The sequence below is a fragment of the Kosakonia sp. S42 genome (assembly GCF_016624785.1).
GTDB classification, from domain to species: domain Bacteria; phylum Pseudomonadota; class Gammaproteobacteria; order Enterobacterales; family Enterobacteriaceae; genus Kosakonia; species Kosakonia cowanii.
This window is the reverse complement of the sequence record NZ_JACVTW010000013.1, coordinates 91842-109786: the sequence shown is the minus strand read 5'-3', so window position 1 is coordinate 109786 and position 17945 is coordinate 91842. Positions and strand designations below refer to the sequence as shown.

Here is a 17945-nt window from a genome sequence, read left to right as displayed (position 1 = left end):
GTCCAGACCTTGTCATTCACGCTTCGGTTCGCCGATTTCAGCGGGGACACACCCCCATCGCTGCCATATCGCAGATAAAAACAACGCTGGTGTCGCTGTAGGCTCGCTTTTGTAGGCCGGATAAGGCGTAGCCGCCATCCGGCAATGGTGCGGCGGGGAAAATGCCGGATGGCGCTGGCGCTTATCCGGCCTACAAAACGTTCATTTTCCATCCATTTTTATACTTTTTTTACACCTCGCCCAGGGATTTTTGCGAAATCTTTGCGCCTGAAAAATTAGCCTCTCTGCACATCCTTAAATCACCCCGGAGGTGAACTGTGAGTGCAGGCGTGCTAATCGGCATCGTGCTGGTTTTCCTGTTATTGGGCTACCTGATTTACGCCCTGATAAACGCGGAGGCATTTTAATGGCCGCTCAAGCGTTTCTTCTGGTTGCCGGCTTTTTGCTGGTGCTGTTCCTGCTGGCGCGTCCGCTTGGATCGCTGCTGGCGAAGCTGATTGCCGGGCAGCCGTTGCCGGGCGTGGGTGCCATGGAAAACTTGCTCTGGCGCGGGTTGGGTATCGACACCCGTGAAATGAGCTGGCGACACTACCTGTTGGCGATCCTGTGGCTTAACCTGCTGGGCCTCGCCCTGCTGTTTGCCCTGCTGATGCTGCAAGGCATCCTGCCACTGAACCCGCAGAACCTGCCTGGCCTCTCCTGGCACCTGGCGCTCAACACTGCGGTCAGCTTTGTCAGCAATACCAACTGGCAATCCTATGCCGGTGAAAGCACGCTGAGTTACTTTAGCCAGATGGTCGGCCTGACGGTGCAGAACTTCCTCTCTGCCGCCACCGGCATCGCGGTAGTGTTTGCGCTGATCCGCGCCTTCGCCCGCCGCAGCATGGAGACGCTGGGCAACGCGTGGGTCGATCTGACGCGCATTACGCTCTGGGTACTGCTGCCGCTGGCGCTGCTGATCGCCCTATTTTTTATCCAGCAAGGGACGCTGCAAAACCTGCTCCCCTACCAGCCCTATACCTCTCTCGAAGGGGTTCAGCACCTGATGCCAATGGGCCCGGTCGCCTCGCAGGAAGCGATTAAAATGCTGGGCACCAATGGCGGCGGTTTCTTTAACGCCAACTCCTCCCATCCGTTCGAAAACCCTACCGCGCTGACCAACTTTGTGCAGATGCTGGCGATCTTCCTGATCCCTGCCGCGCTCTGTTTCGCCTTTGGTGAAGCGGTGAGCGACCGCCGTCAGGGGCAGATGCTGCTGTGGGCGATGTCGATAATCTTTGTCGTTTGTGTGGCAATTGTGATGCGGGCCGAGTGGCTAGGTAACCCGCACTTCCTGACGCTCGGCGGCGACAGCACCATCAACATGGAAGGTAAAGAGAGCCGCTTCGGCATTCTCGCCAGTAGCCTCTATGCCGTGGTCACCACCGCCGCTTCCTGCGGTGCGGTCAACGCCATGCATGACTCCTTTACCGCACTCGGCGGCATGATCCCGATGTGGTTAATGCAGATTGGCGAAGTGGTGTTTGGCGGCGTCGGCTCAGGCCTCTACGGCATGCTGCTGTTTGTCCTGCTGGCGGTGTTTATTGCCGGGCTGATGATTGGCCGCACGCCGGAGTTCCTCGGTAAAAAAATTGATGTCCGTGAGATGAAGATGACCGCGCTGGCAATCCTCGTCACCCCGGCGCTGGTGCTGATTGGCACGGCGCTGGCGATGATGACCGATGCCGGACGCAGCGGCATGTTCAACCCCGGCATTCATGGCTTCAGTGAAGTGTTGTACGCCGTCTCCTCCGCCGCCAACAACAACGGCAGCGCCTTTGGTGGCCTGAGCGCCAACACGCCTTTCTGGAACTGTCTGCTCGCCTTCTGCATGTTTGTCGGCCGCTTCGGCGTGATTGTGCCGGTGCTGGCGATTGCTGGCTCGCTGGTGAGTAAAAAGATACAGCCCACCAGCTCCGGCACCCTGCCGACCCACGGCCCGCTCTTTATCGGCCTGCTGATCGGCACCGTGCTGCTGGTTGGCGCATTGACCTTTATTCCTGCCCTGGCCCTTGGTCCGGTGGCGGAATACCTTCAGTTTTGAGTCTGGCGGAGACCACTATTATGAGTCGCAAACAACTGGCCCTGTTTGACGCGAACCTTGTTCGCCAGGCGCTGATGGGTTCCTTAACCAAATTGAGCCCGCAGGTGCAGTGGCGTAACCCGGTGATGTTTATCGTCTGGATCGGCAGCCTGCTCACCACCCTACTGGCGATCGCCATGGCAACCGGTCACTTGGTCGGTAACGCGTGGTTTACCGGTGCAATCAGCCTCTGGCTGTGGGTGACGGTGCTGTTTGCCAACTTCGCCGAAGCGCTGGCGGAAGGGCGCAGTAAAGCGCAGGCCAACAGCCTGAAAGGGGTGAAAAAGACGGTCTTTGCCCGCAAACTGCGCGCGCCACAGCACGATGCACCGATGGATCATGTTCCGGCAGATGAGCTGCGCAAAGGCGATGTGGTGCTGGTTGAAGCGGGGGATATTATTCCCTGCGACGGCGAGGTGATCGAGGGCGGCGCGTCGGTGGATGAGAGCGCTATTACAGGTGAGTCCGCACCGGTGATCCGCGAGTCTGGCGGCGACTTTGCCTCCGTGACCGGCGGCACGCGCATTCTGTCTGACTGGCTGGTGATCCAGTGCAGCGTTAACCCAGGCGAGACCTTTCTCGATCGCATGATCGCCATGGTTGAGGGTGCCCAGCGCCGCAAAACGCCTAACGAGATCGCGCTGACCATTCTGCTGGTGGCGCTGACCATTGTCTTTCTGCTGGCGACCGCCACGCTGTGGCCTTTCTCCCTTTACGGCGGCACGGCGGTCAGCGTCACGGTGCTGGTTGCGCTGCTGGTCTGCCTGATCCCGACCACCATCGGCGGCCTGCTGTCGGCAATTGGCGTGGCGGGGATGAGCCGCATGCTGGGTGCGAATGTGATCGCCACCAGCGGTCGCGCCGTCGAAGCGGCGGGCGATGTCGATGTGCTGCTGCTGGATAAAACCGGCACCATCACCCTCGGCAACCGCCAGGCGTCGGACTTTTTGCCCGCGCGCGGCGTCGATGAGAAGACGCTGGCCGATGCGGCCCAGCTCTCTTCGTTGGCCGATGAAACCCCGGAAGGGCGCAGCATTGTGATCCTCGCCAAGCAGCGCTTTAACCTGCGCGAGCGGGATATGCAGAGCCTGCAAGCAACCTTCGTCCCCTTTACCGCGCAAACGCGCATGAGCGGGATTAATGTGCAGGATCGCATGATCCGCAAAGGCTCAGTGGATGCGATTCGTCGCCATATCGAGGCCAATGGCGGCACCTTCCCGGCGGATGTTGAGATGGTGGTGGAAAATGTGGCCCGCCAGGGCGCGACGCCGCTGGTGGTAGCGGAAGGGGCTAACGTACTGGGCGTTATCGCGCTGAAAGATATCGTCAAAGGCGGTATTAAAGAGCGCTTCGCCCAGTTGCGTAAGATGGGCATCAAAACGGTGATGATCACCGGCGATAACCGCTTAACCGCCGCAGCAATTGCCGCCGAAGCGGGCGTGGATGACTTCCTCGCCGAAGCGACGCCGGAAGCAAAGCTGGCGCTGATTCGTCAATACCAGGCCGAAGGTCGGCTGGTGGCGATGACCGGCGACGGCACTAACGATGCCCCAGCGCTGGCGCAGGCGGATGTTGCGGTGGCAATGAACTCCGGTACCCAGGCGGCGAAAGAGGCGGGGAACATGGTCGATCTCGACTCGAACCCGACCAAGCTGATTGAAGTGGTACATATCGGCAAACAGATGCTGATGACGCGCGGATCGCTCACCACCTTCAGTATTGCCAATGATGTGGCGAAGTATTTTGCCATCATCCCTGCGGCGTTTGCGGCCACCTATCCGCAGCTCAACGCGCTGAATGTGATGCATCTGCACTCCCCCTCTTCGGCGATTTTAAGTGCGGTGATCTTTAACGCGCTGGTGATTGTGTTCCTCATCCCGCTGGCGCTGAAAGGCGTGAGCTACAAGCCGCTGACCGCCTCGGCGATGCTGCGCCGCAACTTGTGGATTTACGGTCTGGGCGGTCTGCTGGTGCCGTTTATCGGTATCAAAGCAATCGATCTGCTGCTCACGCTGTTTGGCCTGGTTTAAGGAGTGAAAAAGATGGCTTTATTACGTCCCGCCTTTCTGCTTTTAATACTGCTGACGTTTATTACCGGCGGGCTTTACCCGCTGCTGACCACCGCCCTTGGGCAGTGGTGGTTTCACGACCAGGCGAACGGCTCGCTGATCGAGCAAGGCGATACGGTGCGCGGCTCCCGTCTGCTGGGCCAGGATTTCACCGCACCGGGCTATTTTCACGGTCGCCCTTCCGCGACCGCCGATGCGCCCTATAATCCGATGGCTTCGGGCGGCAGTAATCTGGCGGGCAGCAACCCGGAGCTGGATAAGCAGGTGGCCGAACGCGTGGCGCAGCTGCGCGCGGCGAACCCGCACTCACCAAAAGCGATTCCGGTGGAGCTGTTAACCACCTCCGCCAGCGGGCTGGATGGTCAACTCTCGCCGCAGGCGGCCAGCTGGCAGATCCCGCGCGTGGCGCAAGCGCGCGGCTTGTCGGTGCAGACGGTCAATGATTTGGTTAATAGATACACCGAAACACCGCTGGTTAACTTCCTCGGTCAGCCGGTGGTGAATGTGGTTGAACTCAATCTGGCGCTGGATGCGCTGAAGGATAAATAACGCATGAGTGATGAGCCGTTGCGCCCCGATCCCGACCGCCTGCTGGAGCATGCCGCTACGGCACACCGGGGCAAACTGAAGATCTTTTTCGGTGCCTGCGCCGGGGTGGGTAAAACCTTTGCCATGTTGCAGGAAGCGCAGCGGCTACGGGCGCAGGGGCTGGATGTGCTGCCAGGCGTGGTAGAGACGCACGGGCGCAAAGAGACCGCCGCGCTGATGGCGGGCCTGCCCCTGCAACCCGTGCGGCGCATTGCCCATCGCGGGCGCGTGGTACATGAGTTTGATCTGGACGCCGCCCTCGCGCGGCGTCCGGCGCTGATTCTGATGGATGAGCTGGCGCACAGTAACGCTCCCGGCTCGCGTCACCCAAAACGCTGGCAGGATGTGGAGGAGCTGCTGGAAGCCGGCATCGACGTTTTTACCACCGTCAATGTGCAGCACCTGGAGAGCCTGAATGATGTGGTCAGCGGCGTGACCGGCATTCAGGTGCGCGAAACGGTGCCCGATCCCTTTTTTGATAGCGCCGATGAGATTGTGCTGGTCGATCTGCCGCCGGACGATCTGCGCCAGCGGCTGCACGAAGGCAAAGTCTATATTGGCGGCCAGGCGGAGCGCGCCATTGAGCACTTCTTTCGCAAAGGTAACCTGATTGCGTTGCGTGAACTGGCGCTGCGGCGCACCGCCGACCGGGTCGATGATCAGATGCGTGCCTGGCGCGATCGCCTCGGCGAAGAGAAGGTGTGGCATACGCGCGACGCCATTCTGCTCTGCGTCGGTCACGGCGCGGGCAATGAAAAGCTGATCCGCACCGCAGCGAGGCTGGCGGCCAAACTCGGCAGCGCCTGGCATGCGGTCTATGTTGAAACCCCAACCCTGCACAAATTACCGGAGTCACAGCGGCGGGCGATCTTAAGCGCCCTGCGTCTGGCCCAGGAGCTGGGCGCAGAGACCGCAACCCTCGCCGACCCGGCGGAAGATCGCGCGATACTGCGCTACGCCCGGGAACATAACCTCGGCAAAATCCTCATTGGCCGCCGCGATAACCGCCGCTGGTGGCACCGCGAATCCTTTGCCGACCGCCTGGCGCGCCGCGCGCCGGATCTCGATCTGGTGATTATCGCCCTGCAGGAGAGCACCCAGCCGCTGCCGGCGCGCAGCGGTGATTCGCGCCCCTTTTTCGACCGCTGGCGCGTGCAGCTTACCGGCTGCGCGGTCGCGCTGGCGCTGTGCGCGGCAATCACCTTTATCGCCTTGCAGTGGCTGACGGCCTTTGAGGCCACCAACCTGGTGATGATCTACTTGCTGGGCGTGGTGCTGGTGGCGCTGTTCTATGGCCGCTGGCCATCGGCTTTCGCCACGGTGATTAACGTGATCAGTTTCGATCTCTTTTTTATCTCGCCGCGCGGCACGCTAGCGGTGTCGGATGTGCAATATCTGCTCACTTTCGGCGTGATGCTGACCGTCGGGCTGGTGATTGGTAACCTCACCGCTGGGGTGCGTTACCAGGCAAGGGTGGCGCGTTACCGTGAGCGGCGCACGCGTCATCTCTATGAGATGTCGAAAGCGCTGGCGGCGGGGCGCAATAATCAGGATATCGCCGCCACCAGCGAAACGTTTATTCACTCCACCTTTGAGGCGCGCAGCAAACTGCTGCTGCCGAACAGCGAAGGTAAACTGGCGGCGGTAACGGAAAACCAGGGCATGACGCCGTGGGATGATGCCATCGCCCGCTGGAGTTTTGATAAGGGACAGCCTGCGGGCGCGGGTACCGATACGCTGCCCGGCGTGCCGTATCAAATTTTGCCGCTGAAAAATGACGATACGGTGTATGGCTTGCTGATTGTCGAGCCAGCGAATCTGCGCCAGCTGATGATCCCCGAGCAGCAGCGTCTGCTGGAGACCTTCACCCTGCTGGTGGCGAATGCGCTTGAGCGCCAGGCGCTGGCGACGCGCGAAGAGCAGGCGCGGCTTGCCAGCGAGCGCGAGAGCCTGCGTAACTCACTGCTGGCCGCCCTCTCCCACGATCTGCGCACCCCACTGACGGTGCTGTTTGGTCAGGCGGAGATCCTGACGCTGGATCTCGCCAGCGAAGGGTCGAAACATGCCCCGCAGGCCAACGAGATCCGCCAGCATGTGCTTAACACCACCCGGCTGGTCAATAATCTGCTGGATATGGCGCGCATCCAGTCCGGCGGCTTTAATTTAAAACGTGAGTGGCTGACGCTGGAAGAGGTGGTCGGCAGTGCGCTGCGTACCCTTGAGCCAGTGATGGGCGGGCGGCAGATTGCGCTGTCGCTACCCGACCCGCTGATGCTGGTACATGTTGATGGCCCGCTGTTTGAGCGCGTGTTGATCAATCTGCTGGAAAACGCGGTGAAATATGCCGGATCCGGTGCACAGATTGGTATTGAATCGCACAGCACACCGACCGACTGGACGCTGGAGGTGTGGGATAACGGGCCGGGGATCCCGCCGGGCCAGGAGCACGCCATTTTTGAAAAATTTGCGCGTGGCACCAAGGAGTCGGCCATCCCCGGCGTTGGCCTGGGGCTGGCGATTTGCCAGGCGATTGTCGAGGTGCACGGCGGCACCATCGACGCGCAAAACCGTCCGCAGGGAGGCGCGCGCTTTTATGTTACACTCGCGCGGGAAACGCCCCCGCAACTGGATGAATTACCCGAGGATCTGTGATTAACGTTCTGATTGTCGAAGATGAACAGGCCATCCGCCGCTTTCTGCGCACCGCGCTGGAAGCTGAGGGGCTGCGCGTGCACGAAGCGGAGACGCTGCAGCGCGGGTTAATTGAAGCGGCAACGCGCAAGCCGGATCTGGCGATCCTCGACCTCGGTTTGCCGGACGGTGACGGTCTCGATTTTATTCGCGATGTGCGCCAGTGGAGCCAGATGCCGATTATTGTTCTGTCGGCACGCATCGAAGAGAGCGACAAGATCGCCGCGCTGGATGCCGGCGCGGATGATTACCTCAGCAAACCTTTCGGCATTGGTGAGTTGCAGGCACGGTTGCGTGTCGCGCTGCGCCGCCATGCCGCCAGCACGCCGGGCGAACCGGTGATCACCTTTGGTGATATCCGTGTTGATCTCGCCAGCCGCCGCATCCAGCGCGGCGATGAGGAGATCCACCTGACGCCGATTGAGTTTCGCCTGCTGGCGGTGCTGCTCAATAATAACGGTAAAGTGCTGACCCAGCGGCAATTGTTAAGCCAGGTATGGGGGCCAAATGCCGTTGAGCACAGCCACTATCTGCGAATTTATATGGGGCATTTGCGCCAGAAGCTGGAGAGCGATCCAGCGCGCCCACGTCATCTGTTGACCGAGACCGGGATCGGGTACCGGTTTATGTTGTGAGGCGTGATTTGCACGGCTGATTGCCGGATGGCGCTGCGCTTATCCGGCCTACGGGTTACGCCTTCCGCACCGTTTGACTGCCGGATGGCGCTGCGCTTATCCGGCCTACGGGTTTCGGGTTTAGCGTTTGATGCAGTTGTAGGTCGGATAAGGCGTCAGCCGCCATCCGACACAAAAAAGGCTCCCGAGGGAGCCTTTTTACTGTGCCGCGATTTACGCGTTTTTCAGCACTTCGCTGACAATTTCTACCGCTTCTTTCTCAATCAGCTTACGGTGTTCGTCGCCGAGGAAGCTTTCGCAGTAGATTTTGTAGGCGTCTTCGGTGCCAGACGGACGCGCGGCAAACCAGCCGTTGTCGGTCATCACTTTCAGGCCGCCAATCGACGCACCGTTGCCCGGTGCTGCGGTCAGGCGAGCAGTGATCGCATCCCCTGCCAGCGTGCTGGCACTTACCATTTCAGGCGAGAGCTTAGAGAGCGCCGCTTTCTGTGCGGAAGAGGCCGCAGCCTGCAGACGGTTGTAGCTTGGCGCGCCAAAGCGGGCAGCCAGTTCGTCATAGTGCTGCTGCGGGTTTTTACCGGTCACCGCAGTGATCTCCGCTGCCAGCAGGCACATGATGATGCCGTCTTTATCCGTGGACCACGGCGTACCGTCAAAGCGCAGGAAGGAAGCGCCCGCGCTCTCTTCGCCACCGAAGCCGAAGCTGCCGTCGTGCAGACCATCCACAAACCACTTAAAGCCCACCGGCACTTCCACCAGCTTACGACCAAGGTCGTTAACCACGCGGTCGATCATTGCAGAGGAGACCAGCGTCTTACCGACTGCAACATCTTTGCCCCACTGCGGGCGATGCTGGAACAGATAGTTGATCGCTACCGCCAGGTAGTGGTTCGGGTTCATCAGGCCAGCCGGGGTGACGATGCCGTGGCGGTCGTAATCCGGATCGTTGGCGAAGGCGAGGTCAAACTTATCGCGCAGCGCCAGCAGACCGGCCATTGCACACTCGGAGGAGCAGTCCATACGGATCGCGCCATCTTTGTCGAGATGCATAAAGCGGAAAGTCTGGTCGACTTCATCATTCACGATGGTGAGGTCGAGCTTGTAGTGCTCGGCGATACGTTTCCAGTACTCAATACCGGAGCCGCCCAGCGGATCGACGCCCAGTTTCAGGCCCGCTTTCTGGATCGCCGCCATATCGACGATCTCCGCCAGCCCTTCAATAAACGGCTGCACCAGATCTTTTTCAGTGACGTGACCGGAGGCCATCGCTGCATCCAGCGAAATACGTTTCACGCCTTTCAGACCGTCGGCCAGCAGCGCGTTAGCGCGATCTTCTACCACTTTGGTGACGTTGGTGTCGGCCGGGCCGCCGTTTGGCGGGTTGTATTTGATGCCGCCATCTTCCGGCGGGTTATGGGACGGCGTGATCACGATACCATCCGCCTGCGCGCCACCGTTTTTGTTGTGCACAAGAATGGCGTTAGAGATGGCAGGCGTCGGCGTAAAGCCGTTATTTTCCTGCACGATGATATCAACGCCGTTGGCAGCCAACACTTCCAGCACGGAGATAAACGCCGGCTCAGAGAGGGCGTGGGTGTCTTTACCAACATAGCACGGCCCGGTGATGCCGTTTTTCGCACGCTCTTCGGCAATCGCCTGGGCGATTGCAAGAATGTGCGGCTCGTTAAAGCTGTGACGCCATGCGCTACCACGGTGACCTGAGGTACCAAATTTCACCGCATGGTCAGCATTGCCAACTTCCGGTTTCAACACATAGTACTGCGCAGTTAGCTGCGCGACGTTAATCAAATCGCCCTGTTGTGCAGGTTGCCCGGCACGCGGATGGTTTGCCATTGCTTCGTCCTTTTAATGCAAGGATTAAATTGTGCCGCAAACTTTCTCAATCAGCTCCGCCGGGAACTGCATTGACTGCATGATGTGTTCAATCATGCTGCATTTACGGCCCGTATTCGTGTTGGTGATGACCCAGTAAGGGGTGTTCGGCACTTGCTTCGGCTTGGTCTGGTTGCCGTTCTGCAGCAGGGTGCGCTCATCAGCGGCAAAGTATACGCGCGTGCGACCGTGCAGAGATTCAGTGGATTCCGTAAACCCTTTGTCATCGAGTGAATAGAGTGTAGACAGGATTAGCAGAAAGCGATTAACCGCTTTTTTCTGCTCGGCGTATTCGTCGGAGAGCAGAAGCTCGCGAACCGCACGGACTTTATCCCGGGTGGTGTTGGCCGGTTTCACCTCTTCGACAACGCTGGCAGCGCGTGTCTCTTTCACCGGCGCGGCGGGCGCTGCAGAGGGAGACGATGATGCGGCGGAGAACTTGAGCATACGCCGTAAAATCTCGGATGCGCTCTCGCCAATATGCTTAGTATGGCTGGCAATGTAACTGTAGAGCTCATCATCAACTTCAATCGTTTTCATCTTAATCCAGTGCTATATAAAATCTGAATACAAGTATTGGGATTATAAAGTGAAATCCCAACAGCGGATAGGTACACCCCAGGATGGCGGCAAAACTCAGAGTAATGCTTAGCCTTGCAGCCGGGCGGCAGAATGTTCACCATAATAACCTAACCCGTTGGAGTGAAAAAAAGAACTTTGCCATGAAATTGAACACGCGCGCGCAAACTGCACAACATCCGCACAACAATTCCCCGATTGTGCTGGTTCACGGCCTTTTCGGCAGCCTCGATAACCTCGGCGTGCTCGCCCGTGAGCTGGTGCAGGATCACGATGTGCTGCAGGTGGATATGCGTAATCACGGCCTCTCCCACCGCTCACCGGAGATGAACTACCCGGCGATGGCGCAGGACCTGCTTGATACGCTGGATGCTCATCAGATTGAAAAAGCGACCTTTATCGGCCACTCCATGGGCGGCAAAGCGGTGATGGCGCTAACTTCACTGGCACCCGATCGCATCGACCGCCTGGTGGCGATTGATATGGCACCGGTGGATTATAAGGTGCGCCGTCACGATGAGATCTTTGCCGCTATTAACGCCGTCAGCGAGGCGAAGGTTTCGTCGCGCCAGCAGGCGGCGGCGCTGATGCGCGAGCAGCTTAATGAAGAGGGCGTGGTTCAGTTTTTACTGAAATCCTTCGTCGACGGTGAGTGGCGCTTTAACGTGCCGGTGCTGTGGGATCAATATGCCAATATTGTTGGCTGGGAGAAAATTCCGGCGTGGGATAAGCCTGCCCTCTTCGTCTGCGGCGGTAACTCCTCTTATGTCACCGATGCCTACCGCGATGCGCTGCTGGCGCAGTTTCCCCAGGCGCGGGCGTATGTCATTGCCGGTGCCGGGCACTGGGTGCATGCAGAAAAATCTGACGCGGTGCTGCGTGCCATCCGCCGTTACCTGGCAGAATAAGGCCAACTGATTAAAAAGGCGGCGACCGGTCGTTTCAACGCGCCCGGTCATTGGCGTGCCGATGTTGGTGATGTATGATGGCGCGCTATTCAGCCCGGGCAGCGGCCCGATTGCGTGTTTTCCCGTAGTATTCATATCATGGCTAAAGAACAAACGGACCGTACGACACTAGATCTCTTCGCGAATGAGCGTCGCCCGGGACGGCCGAAGACCAACCCGCTCTCGCGCGATGAACAGTTGCGCATTAATAAACGCAACCAGCTCAAACGCGATAAGGTTCGCGGGCTTAAGCGCGTCGAACTGAAACTGAATGCGGAAGCGGTGGAAGCCCTAAATGAGCTGGCCGAAGCGCGCGAGATAAGCCGCAGCGAACTTATCGAAGAGATGCTGCTGGCGCAGCTTAAAGCCCTGCGCGGATAGCGATTCTTCTGAATCATCATCAAATTCCCCTTTTCATGTGGCATACAGTGCAGTCCGCGGCAATAGCAGTTTCCGCGTTCTTCTCTGTTCTGCTATGATTGCCCTTATCTGTGGGCTTAGCGCTCCCCCTATACTCATTAAGATTCAAGAGGTTATTTTACTCATGGCAATTACAGGCATTTTCTTCGGCAGCGACACCGGCAACACCGAAAACATCGCCAAAATGATCCAGAGCCAGCTTGGTAAAGACGTCGCCGATGTTCATGACATTGCCAAGAGCAGTAAGGAAGATATCGAAGGGTATGACATCCTGTTGCTCGGCATTCCGACCTGGTATTACGGTGAAGCGCAGTGCGACTGGGATGACTTTTTCCCGACGCTGGAAGAGATTGATTTTAATGGTAAGTTAGTGGCGCTGTTCGGCTGCGGCGATCAGGAAGATTACGCTGAGTACTTCTGTGATGCGCTGGGCACCATTCGCGACATTATCGAACCGCGCGGCGCGACGATTGTGGGTCACTGGCCGACTGCTGGTTACCATTTCGAAGCTTCAAAAGGCCTGGCGGATGACGATCACTTTGTTGGTCTGGCGATTGATGAAGACCGCCAGCCAGAACTGACCGCCGAGCGCGTACAGAAGTGGGTGAAGCAGGTTTCTGAAGAGCTGCATCTGGATGAAATCCTGAATGCCTGATTTTTATGGCGCAATCTGCTGGTTGCGCCGTATCAATAGGTAAAAGCAATCGAAATAATTGCTACATTTTTTTAACTTTCCTATTCATCCCTGTACAATAAGCCCTGCTTAACGCGTTACGCTCGACCGGGAGTTGTCGGCGATACCACGTTTTAAAAGCTTACTTTACTTGAGGGCTTGCAGTTTTCATTTATACATGGCAGTTCTATAATGATACGCATTCGCCCGGGTGCATTCCTTATAACTTCCGAGAAGGAAGTGAATCGTATAGCAACAGGACAGATTCCGCATGACTGACAACAATACCGCATTAAAGAAGGCCGGCCTGAAAGTCACGCTTCCACGGTTAAAAATTCTGGAAGTGCTTCAGGAGCCGGATAACCATCATGTCAGTGCGGAAGATCTTTATAAGCGTCTGATCGACATGGGTGAAGAGATTGGTCTGGCAACGGTGTACCGCGTGCTGAACCAGTTTGATGACGCCGGGATTGTCACCCGTCACAACTTCGAAGGCGGCAAGTCCGTTTTTGAACTGACGCAGCAGCATCACCACGATCACCTTATCTGCCTCGACTGCGGTAAAGTCATCGAATTCAGTGATGATTCCATCGAATTGCGCCAGCGCGAAATTGCCGCTAAACACGGTATCCGCCTGACGAACCACAGTCTCTACCTTTACGGCCACTGCGCCGAAGGCGACTGCCGCGAAGATGAACACGCGCACGACGCAAAATAAGTTCTTCTGAACGTTAAAAGCCAACCGTCAGGTTGGCTTTTTTTATGCCTGCGGCTGAGCGGCGCGTTAAAAGGTTACGCCGCTCAGGGTGGAAAGCGATCAGGCTTTCAGCGTGTCGACACGGCTGACGCGTGTGCCGTCCGGGCTTACGGTGCGCACCTGAATTTCTCCTTTAACCTGTGGATGGGATTTCGCTTCGTAGCGCTGCCATGTTTTGCCGCGATCGAGGGAGTACTCCACCACCAGCCCCGGGAGGCGAGTGTTGACCTCCAGCACACCGTCAACAATTCGCGCTCCTGGCACCGGCAGGCGATAATGGATGCCGGCTTTATCCAGCTTCGCCAGCTCGCGATGTCCTAACAGGTTGGCAAAACGCTGCCAGTCAGCCGTAAGCGCCTTCTGATCGACCCACTGCGTCTCGCCGCCTTTGTATTCGCGGCCTGCCTGATAATCCAGCTCCCAGCTTGCGCGATGCCATGCCCGCTCTGCCACGGCGACCAGACGCGGATAGATCATATACTCCATCTGCTCATCCGTGCGCACCACTTCGCTCCACAACTCAGCGGAAAGCCCATAAGCACCCGGCCACGGCTTGTCTGATTTAGCGCTGAATGCATTGCCATCCCGATCGACCGAGGTTTCCGCATTCTGCGGCATGTTGTCCGGCGCGAAGCTGAAGATTTTGCGCTCATCGCTGAAACGCGTCCCCCAGTAGTAGCCGCTCTCATCCGGGTGAACTTCACTCGGGAAGTCGAGATAGACGTAGTCCGGGTTGGAGACCACCACGCGGAAGCCCTTATTCGCCCAGTCGTTGACGGAATCGAAACCGCCCCAGTAGAGCGCATCCCAGAAGTTGACATTCACATGTTGGGTGGCAAACACAGAAGCGTCTTTGGCATCTTTTAGCCCATCCTGCCACGCCTGCATCACATTGATGCCGTGCGCCTTAACCAGCTTGCTTACCTCTGCGCCAAAGTAGCTGGAGAGGTGTTCAACATCGCTCACTTTCCCGGCTTTAATCATCGCCTGGCAGGCCCCGGATTTCGCCCACGGCTTATCCTGCTTGCTCTGATCGATGATGCCTTTACCCGGCTGCGGATTATTCACATCCGTATATCCGGCACCGAGGTAGATATTTTTTGCTTCATCGCCGCCAAAGTGCCAGGTGCGCAGCGGCAGACCTGCTTCTCTGTGCATCTGCAGGATTTCGCCCATCACCTTATCGACGAAGTTGCGCGAGGAGTCCAGGCACGGATTGAGGTAGCCGGTGCGATCGTAGAACTGCACGCCAGCGGTAACAGAGGTATCCGTCGGATCGAGCAGGCGGTAGCGGCTCGCCTCGCTCTCATCCTTACCCTCTTTTATCAGGCGATCGTAACGTGCTTCCATTGAGATTACGGCAGCGCGCGCATGGGCAGGCATGTCGATCTCCGGGATCACCTCAATATGTCTCGCTTTGGCGTATTTGAGGATCTCGATGTAGTCGGCGCGGGTAAAGTATCCGCTGCCGTTGTTATCACGATCCGGCCCGGATCCCAGCTGCGGCAGCAGGCACTGCTTCTCGCTCAGATCGTGGCAGCGCTGGCTGCCAATCGCAGTCAGCTCCGGCAGCCCTGGAATCTCAATACGCCACCCTTCATCGTCCGTCAGATGGAAGTGGAATTTATTCAGCTTGTAAGCCGCCATCTGATCCAGCAGGCGCAGCACCGCCGCTTTGCTGTGGAAATTACGCCCGACATCCAGATGAATACCGCGGTAGTCGAAGCGCGGCGCATCTTTCGCCATCAGCGTGGGGAGCGTCATCGACCCCTGGGCGGGGAGAAGCGAAAGCAGAGATTGCAGGCCATAAAATACGCCGCTCTGATCAAAACCGGTCACTACCGCCTCTTTCTCGCTGATACGCAACTGATAGGCACCGTTGATCGCCTCGTCACCCCTGAACGCTTTACGGGCAATCTCGGTACGTAGCGGATAACTCCCCTCTTCCACACCGAGCATGGCGAAGCGCCCTTTGATGGCGTTTTGCGCATCGGGCATCAGTGCCGAGAGGTCAAACTTCACTCCCTGGCTGAGATCGATATCCCGACCGTAGATTTTTACCTCGCGCGGCGTCGGCACAATCTGCCCGCGCAGCGAGGCGAGGTTTATTGTTTTGATATCGCTGTTTTGCGCAAAGCGCGCTTCAGCGGTCATCAGGATATTTTTATCGTCCGGCGTTCGCTTCCAGTGCTCGCCCAGCGGCGTGACGAACTGGGCAAGATCTTCCGTATTGGTATTGGCGATGGTTTTTGGCGTCGCTTCCTCTCCTGTGACATACCAGCGCGGCAGCACGTCGGTAATAAAGAGTTGCCAGTACTCATTAATAATCGGGATCTCAACGGAGTGCTTCGCCGGAAAACCAGTAAATTGCCCGGTAGGCTCAAGCTTATGCAGGTCGCCCATAATATGGGTCACTTTGAACTGCGGGTTCGCGACTTGCAGAATGGGACGAATGCTGTGGAAGTAGATCGCCCATGCGTTATCGGTCACCGCCTCGCCTTTGTTGGTCAGCGTGATCACTGCTTTGTTGCAGGAAGCCCAGTCAGCGCCGAGCTTCGCGCAATCAACGCCATGCTGGGCGGCAAAGTTATCTTTTACGGCGTAGTTCAGATTGAACTGGCTGATGGCGTCAACCGTGCTCTGGCTTGCCAGTGCCGCGCCGCTGCTGAGCAGCGCTGTGATGGCGCCCGCCAGCAGGCTTAAACGTGCTGTATGCATGCTCTGTTCCTTAAGGTTGCCAATGCCCGGCAACAAATGACTTAGAAAAGGGTAAACGGCGCGATGACCATCAATTTCACGTCTCGCTCATCCTGGAAAATGTTGCCGTAACCACCGGCATAGCTCGGGATAGCAGAGTGGTTGTCATACTGGGTAAAGTGCAGCTTAAACATCGTCCCTTTGGCGCGCCCCTCTTGCAGGGTATAGATGGCATCGAGGCTGTAAGCGGACTCTTTCAGACGATAGTCGGCGTTGTACCACGCATCCGGCACGGCCATTTCGGCCGGTTTTGCGCCCCACGCGTAGGCGTAAGAGGCCCCGATTTGCCAGCCGGGCAAGTTGTAACTCTCCAGATCGTACATCGCCCCCAGGAAGAGCGCTTTTTCGCCGTTGGCATTGAAGTCGGAGCGGTTATCCCACCAGATATCGAGACGACCATTGGAAGAAGCGTAGGTTGGCGTCATGCGTTGCAAAAAGTAGCCCTGCTGGCCTTCTGCTTTTACCCATGTTCCTTCGAGGCGCAGCGCGAGTGGCCCGACCGTGTAACCGAAGGTTAGTGCCTGTAGCCAGGCGGTGCCGTCGTAAAGATCGTTGATGCCGCGATCGCGAACTTTGTCGCGGGCACCATAAAACTGATAGCTGGTGCTGAGCGGTTGATGTGCTACATCCAGCTGGTAGCTGGCTTTTGCAAAGTACTGATCGACATAGCCCTGCGCCTGGCCAAATGCAGCTTCCAGCACCAGATTGTTTTTGAAGTCGTATTTTGCGCCGAGCGAATGGAGATAATCGACCCTTTGCTCTCTGTCGTTTTGCCAGAAATTATCCATCTCGATATGCCACGGCGCTTTATATCCATTGGCCCACATATAGGAGACGCTCAGCGCACCGGCATCGCCATAATCATTACTAATGCCCGCTTCCGCGCCCTGGTAGGTGCCCGGCATAAAACTCCAGTGCGGCGCTAATAGCGTCTGCCCGGTGGGCTGAATATAACCTGCTCGCGCCCAAAGAGCGCCATATTTGAATTTTGCTGCGGCTTTATAGAGGCTGACTCCGCTCTTATCGCCGGACCAGCGCTCTTTATAAGCTTTATTGCTGGCGGAGAAAGCAATTTCATTTGGGTGAGCGCTATCGCCATTTTCCGCCATTTCGATTGCCGTGAAAGCAGCGATATCCAGGCCAAACATATCTGCCGCAAAGCCTGACTGGAAATCCAGATTCGCATTCCACGTGGCGTGAGAGAGATTCGTTTTATATTTATTATTGAGAATATCCTTACGGTCGCGCTCACGCTGCCAGTAATAGACCCCACCGGCCAGCGTGGAGTCATCAATAAAACCGCTTGCCTGCGCCTGCGCGGGAAGCGCCAGGCCTGACATGGCGGTTACTGCGGCAATAGCCAGCGAAAGCGTACTCCGTTTACCTGCAAACGCACGCATACATTGATTCCTTTTAAATGTAAAAAACCCCGCCACGGCGGCGATAAAAATTAACATCAGGAAGCCGTTACGGATATTCCCTAAATAAACAACAGCACAAAGCCTATTTTTCGCCTTGCGAATTATCAATGTGTTTTTAAGCAAAAATAACGGAGTATGACGAAGTGCACAGAATTAAATGAGGATGATAGTTCGTTTCATAAATCACGCAAATAAATAACCAAACCATATTCACTCGATATTTAATTCTTTATCGGAAAGAGCGATTTACTACTATTCTGATTCCTGCATTTGCAAAGTTTCAGGAATAAAAAAAACAGCACACCAACAGGGGGCGGAATTAATTTTCAGCACGAATATGTATTAATTGTAATTCGGTGGTTAATAAATAAAAAACGCCGCGGGAAGCGGCGT

The 17945-nt window shown here is 57.2% G+C and carries 15 protein-coding genes; 10 read left to right on the top strand and 5 right to left on the bottom strand.

What is annotated here, in order from left to right; all coding sequences use genetic code 11:
- Positions 1 to 212 (bottom strand): hypothetical protein (locus IAE50_RS26040; RefSeq protein ID WP_234467207.1); only part of this gene is annotated, 212 nt, incomplete at its 3' end.
- A 105-nt stretch (positions 213 to 317) separates the two neighbouring features.
- On the opposite strand from IAE50_RS26040, the gene kdpF reads away from it, so the two are divergent.
- From kdpF to kdpE, 6 genes are read left to right on the top strand one after another with little or no spacing between them, the layout of a single operon-like run.
- Positions 318 to 407, top strand: a complete 90-nt coding sequence (gene kdpF / locus IAE50_RS15935; RefSeq protein ID WP_042713160.1) for a K(+)-transporting ATPase subunit F — start codon at positions 318 to 320, stop codon at positions 405 to 407.
- Positions 407 to 2083, top strand: a complete 1677-nt coding sequence (kdpA, locus tag IAE50_RS15930; RefSeq protein WP_200580688.1) for a potassium-transporting ATPase subunit KdpA — start codon at positions 407 to 409, stop codon at positions 2081 to 2083. Before kdpF ends, kdpA begins: the two co-directional genes overlap by 1 nt.
- 20 nt (positions 2084 to 2103) lie before the next feature.
- Entirely contained in the window at positions 2104 to 4152 is a 2049-nt protein-coding gene (gene kdpB / locus IAE50_RS15925; RefSeq protein ID WP_200580687.1) for a potassium-transporting ATPase subunit KdpB, read from the top strand.
- A 12-nt stretch (positions 4153 to 4164) separates the two neighbouring features.
- Positions 4165 to 4740 carry a potassium-transporting ATPase subunit KdpC gene (gene kdpC, locus IAE50_RS15920; RefSeq protein ID WP_139568544.1) on the top strand — a complete coding sequence of 192 codons (576 nt, stop codon included), beginning with the start codon at positions 4165 to 4167 and terminating at the stop codon, positions 4738 to 4740.
- Positions 4741 to 4743: 3 nt separating this feature from the next.
- On the top strand, positions 4744 to 7431 hold the full coding sequence (gene kdpD, locus IAE50_RS15915; RefSeq protein ID WP_200580686.1) for a two-component system sensor histidine kinase KdpD: 2688 nt from the start codon (positions 4744 to 4746) through the stop codon (positions 7429 to 7431).
- Positions 7428 to 8105, top strand: a complete 678-nt coding sequence (gene kdpE, locus IAE50_RS15910) for a two-component system response regulator KdpE (RefSeq protein ID WP_200580685.1) — start codon at positions 7428 to 7430, stop codon at positions 8103 to 8105. The genes kdpD and kdpE overlap by 4 nt, the downstream gene beginning before the upstream one ends.
- A gap of 213 nt (positions 8106 to 8318) precedes the next feature.
- Here kdpE and pgm read toward each other — a convergent pair whose 3' ends face one another.
- Together pgm and seqA are read right to left on the bottom strand one after the other, a co-directional pair.
- Positions 8319 to 9959 carry a phosphoglucomutase (alpha-D-glucose-1,6-bisphosphate-dependent) gene (gene pgm, locus IAE50_RS15905; RefSeq protein ID WP_023479953.1) on the bottom strand — a complete coding sequence of 547 codons (1641 nt, stop codon included), beginning with the start codon at positions 9957 to 9959 and terminating at the stop codon, positions 8319 to 8321.
- Positions 9960 to 9983: 24 nt separating this feature from the next.
- Positions 9984 to 10538 (bottom strand): replication initiation negative regulator SeqA, encoded by a 555-nt coding sequence (seqA, locus tag IAE50_RS15900; RefSeq protein WP_076769558.1) that lies wholly within the window; start codon positions 10536 to 10538, stop codon positions 9984 to 9986.
- Between the two features lie 182 nt (positions 10539 to 10720).
- On the opposite strand from seqA, the gene ybfF reads away from it, so the two are divergent.
- From ybfF to fur, 4 genes are all read left to right on the top strand, one after another.
- On the top strand, positions 10721 to 11485 hold the full coding sequence (gene ybfF, locus IAE50_RS15895) for an esterase (RefSeq protein ID WP_200580684.1): 765 nt from the start codon (positions 10721 to 10723) through the stop codon (positions 11483 to 11485).
- 138 nt (positions 11486 to 11623) lie between these two features.
- Positions 11624 to 11905 (top strand): LexA regulated protein, encoded by a 282-nt coding sequence (ybfE, locus tag IAE50_RS15890; protein ID WP_023479957.1) that lies wholly within the window; start codon positions 11624 to 11626, stop codon positions 11903 to 11905.
- 163 nt (positions 11906 to 12068) lie between these two features.
- Positions 12069 to 12599: a flavodoxin FldA gene (gene fldA, locus IAE50_RS15885; protein WP_023480004.1), complete on the top strand. Its 531-nt coding sequence runs from the start codon at positions 12069 to 12071 to the stop codon at positions 12597 to 12599.
- A gap of 289 nt (positions 12600 to 12888) precedes the next feature.
- Positions 12889 to 13335: a ferric iron uptake transcriptional regulator gene (gene fur, locus IAE50_RS15880; protein ID WP_023479956.1), complete on the top strand. Its 447-nt coding sequence runs from the start codon at positions 12889 to 12891 to the stop codon at positions 13333 to 13335.
- 99 nt (positions 13336 to 13434) lie between these two features.
- On the opposite strand, the gene IAE50_RS15875 is transcribed toward fur, so the two are convergent.
- Positions 13435 to 16092: a beta-N-acetylhexosaminidase gene (locus tag IAE50_RS15875; RefSeq protein ID WP_200580683.1), complete on the bottom strand. Its 2658-nt coding sequence runs from the start codon at positions 16090 to 16092 to the stop codon at positions 13435 to 13437.
- A gap of 41 nt (positions 16093 to 16133) precedes the next feature.
- Complete coding sequence (locus IAE50_RS15870; protein ID WP_200580682.1) at positions 16134 to 17531, bottom strand: OprD family outer membrane porin; 1398 nt, start codon at positions 17529 to 17531, stop codon at positions 16134 to 16136.
- Between the last annotated feature and the right edge of the window lie 414 nt (positions 17532 to 17945).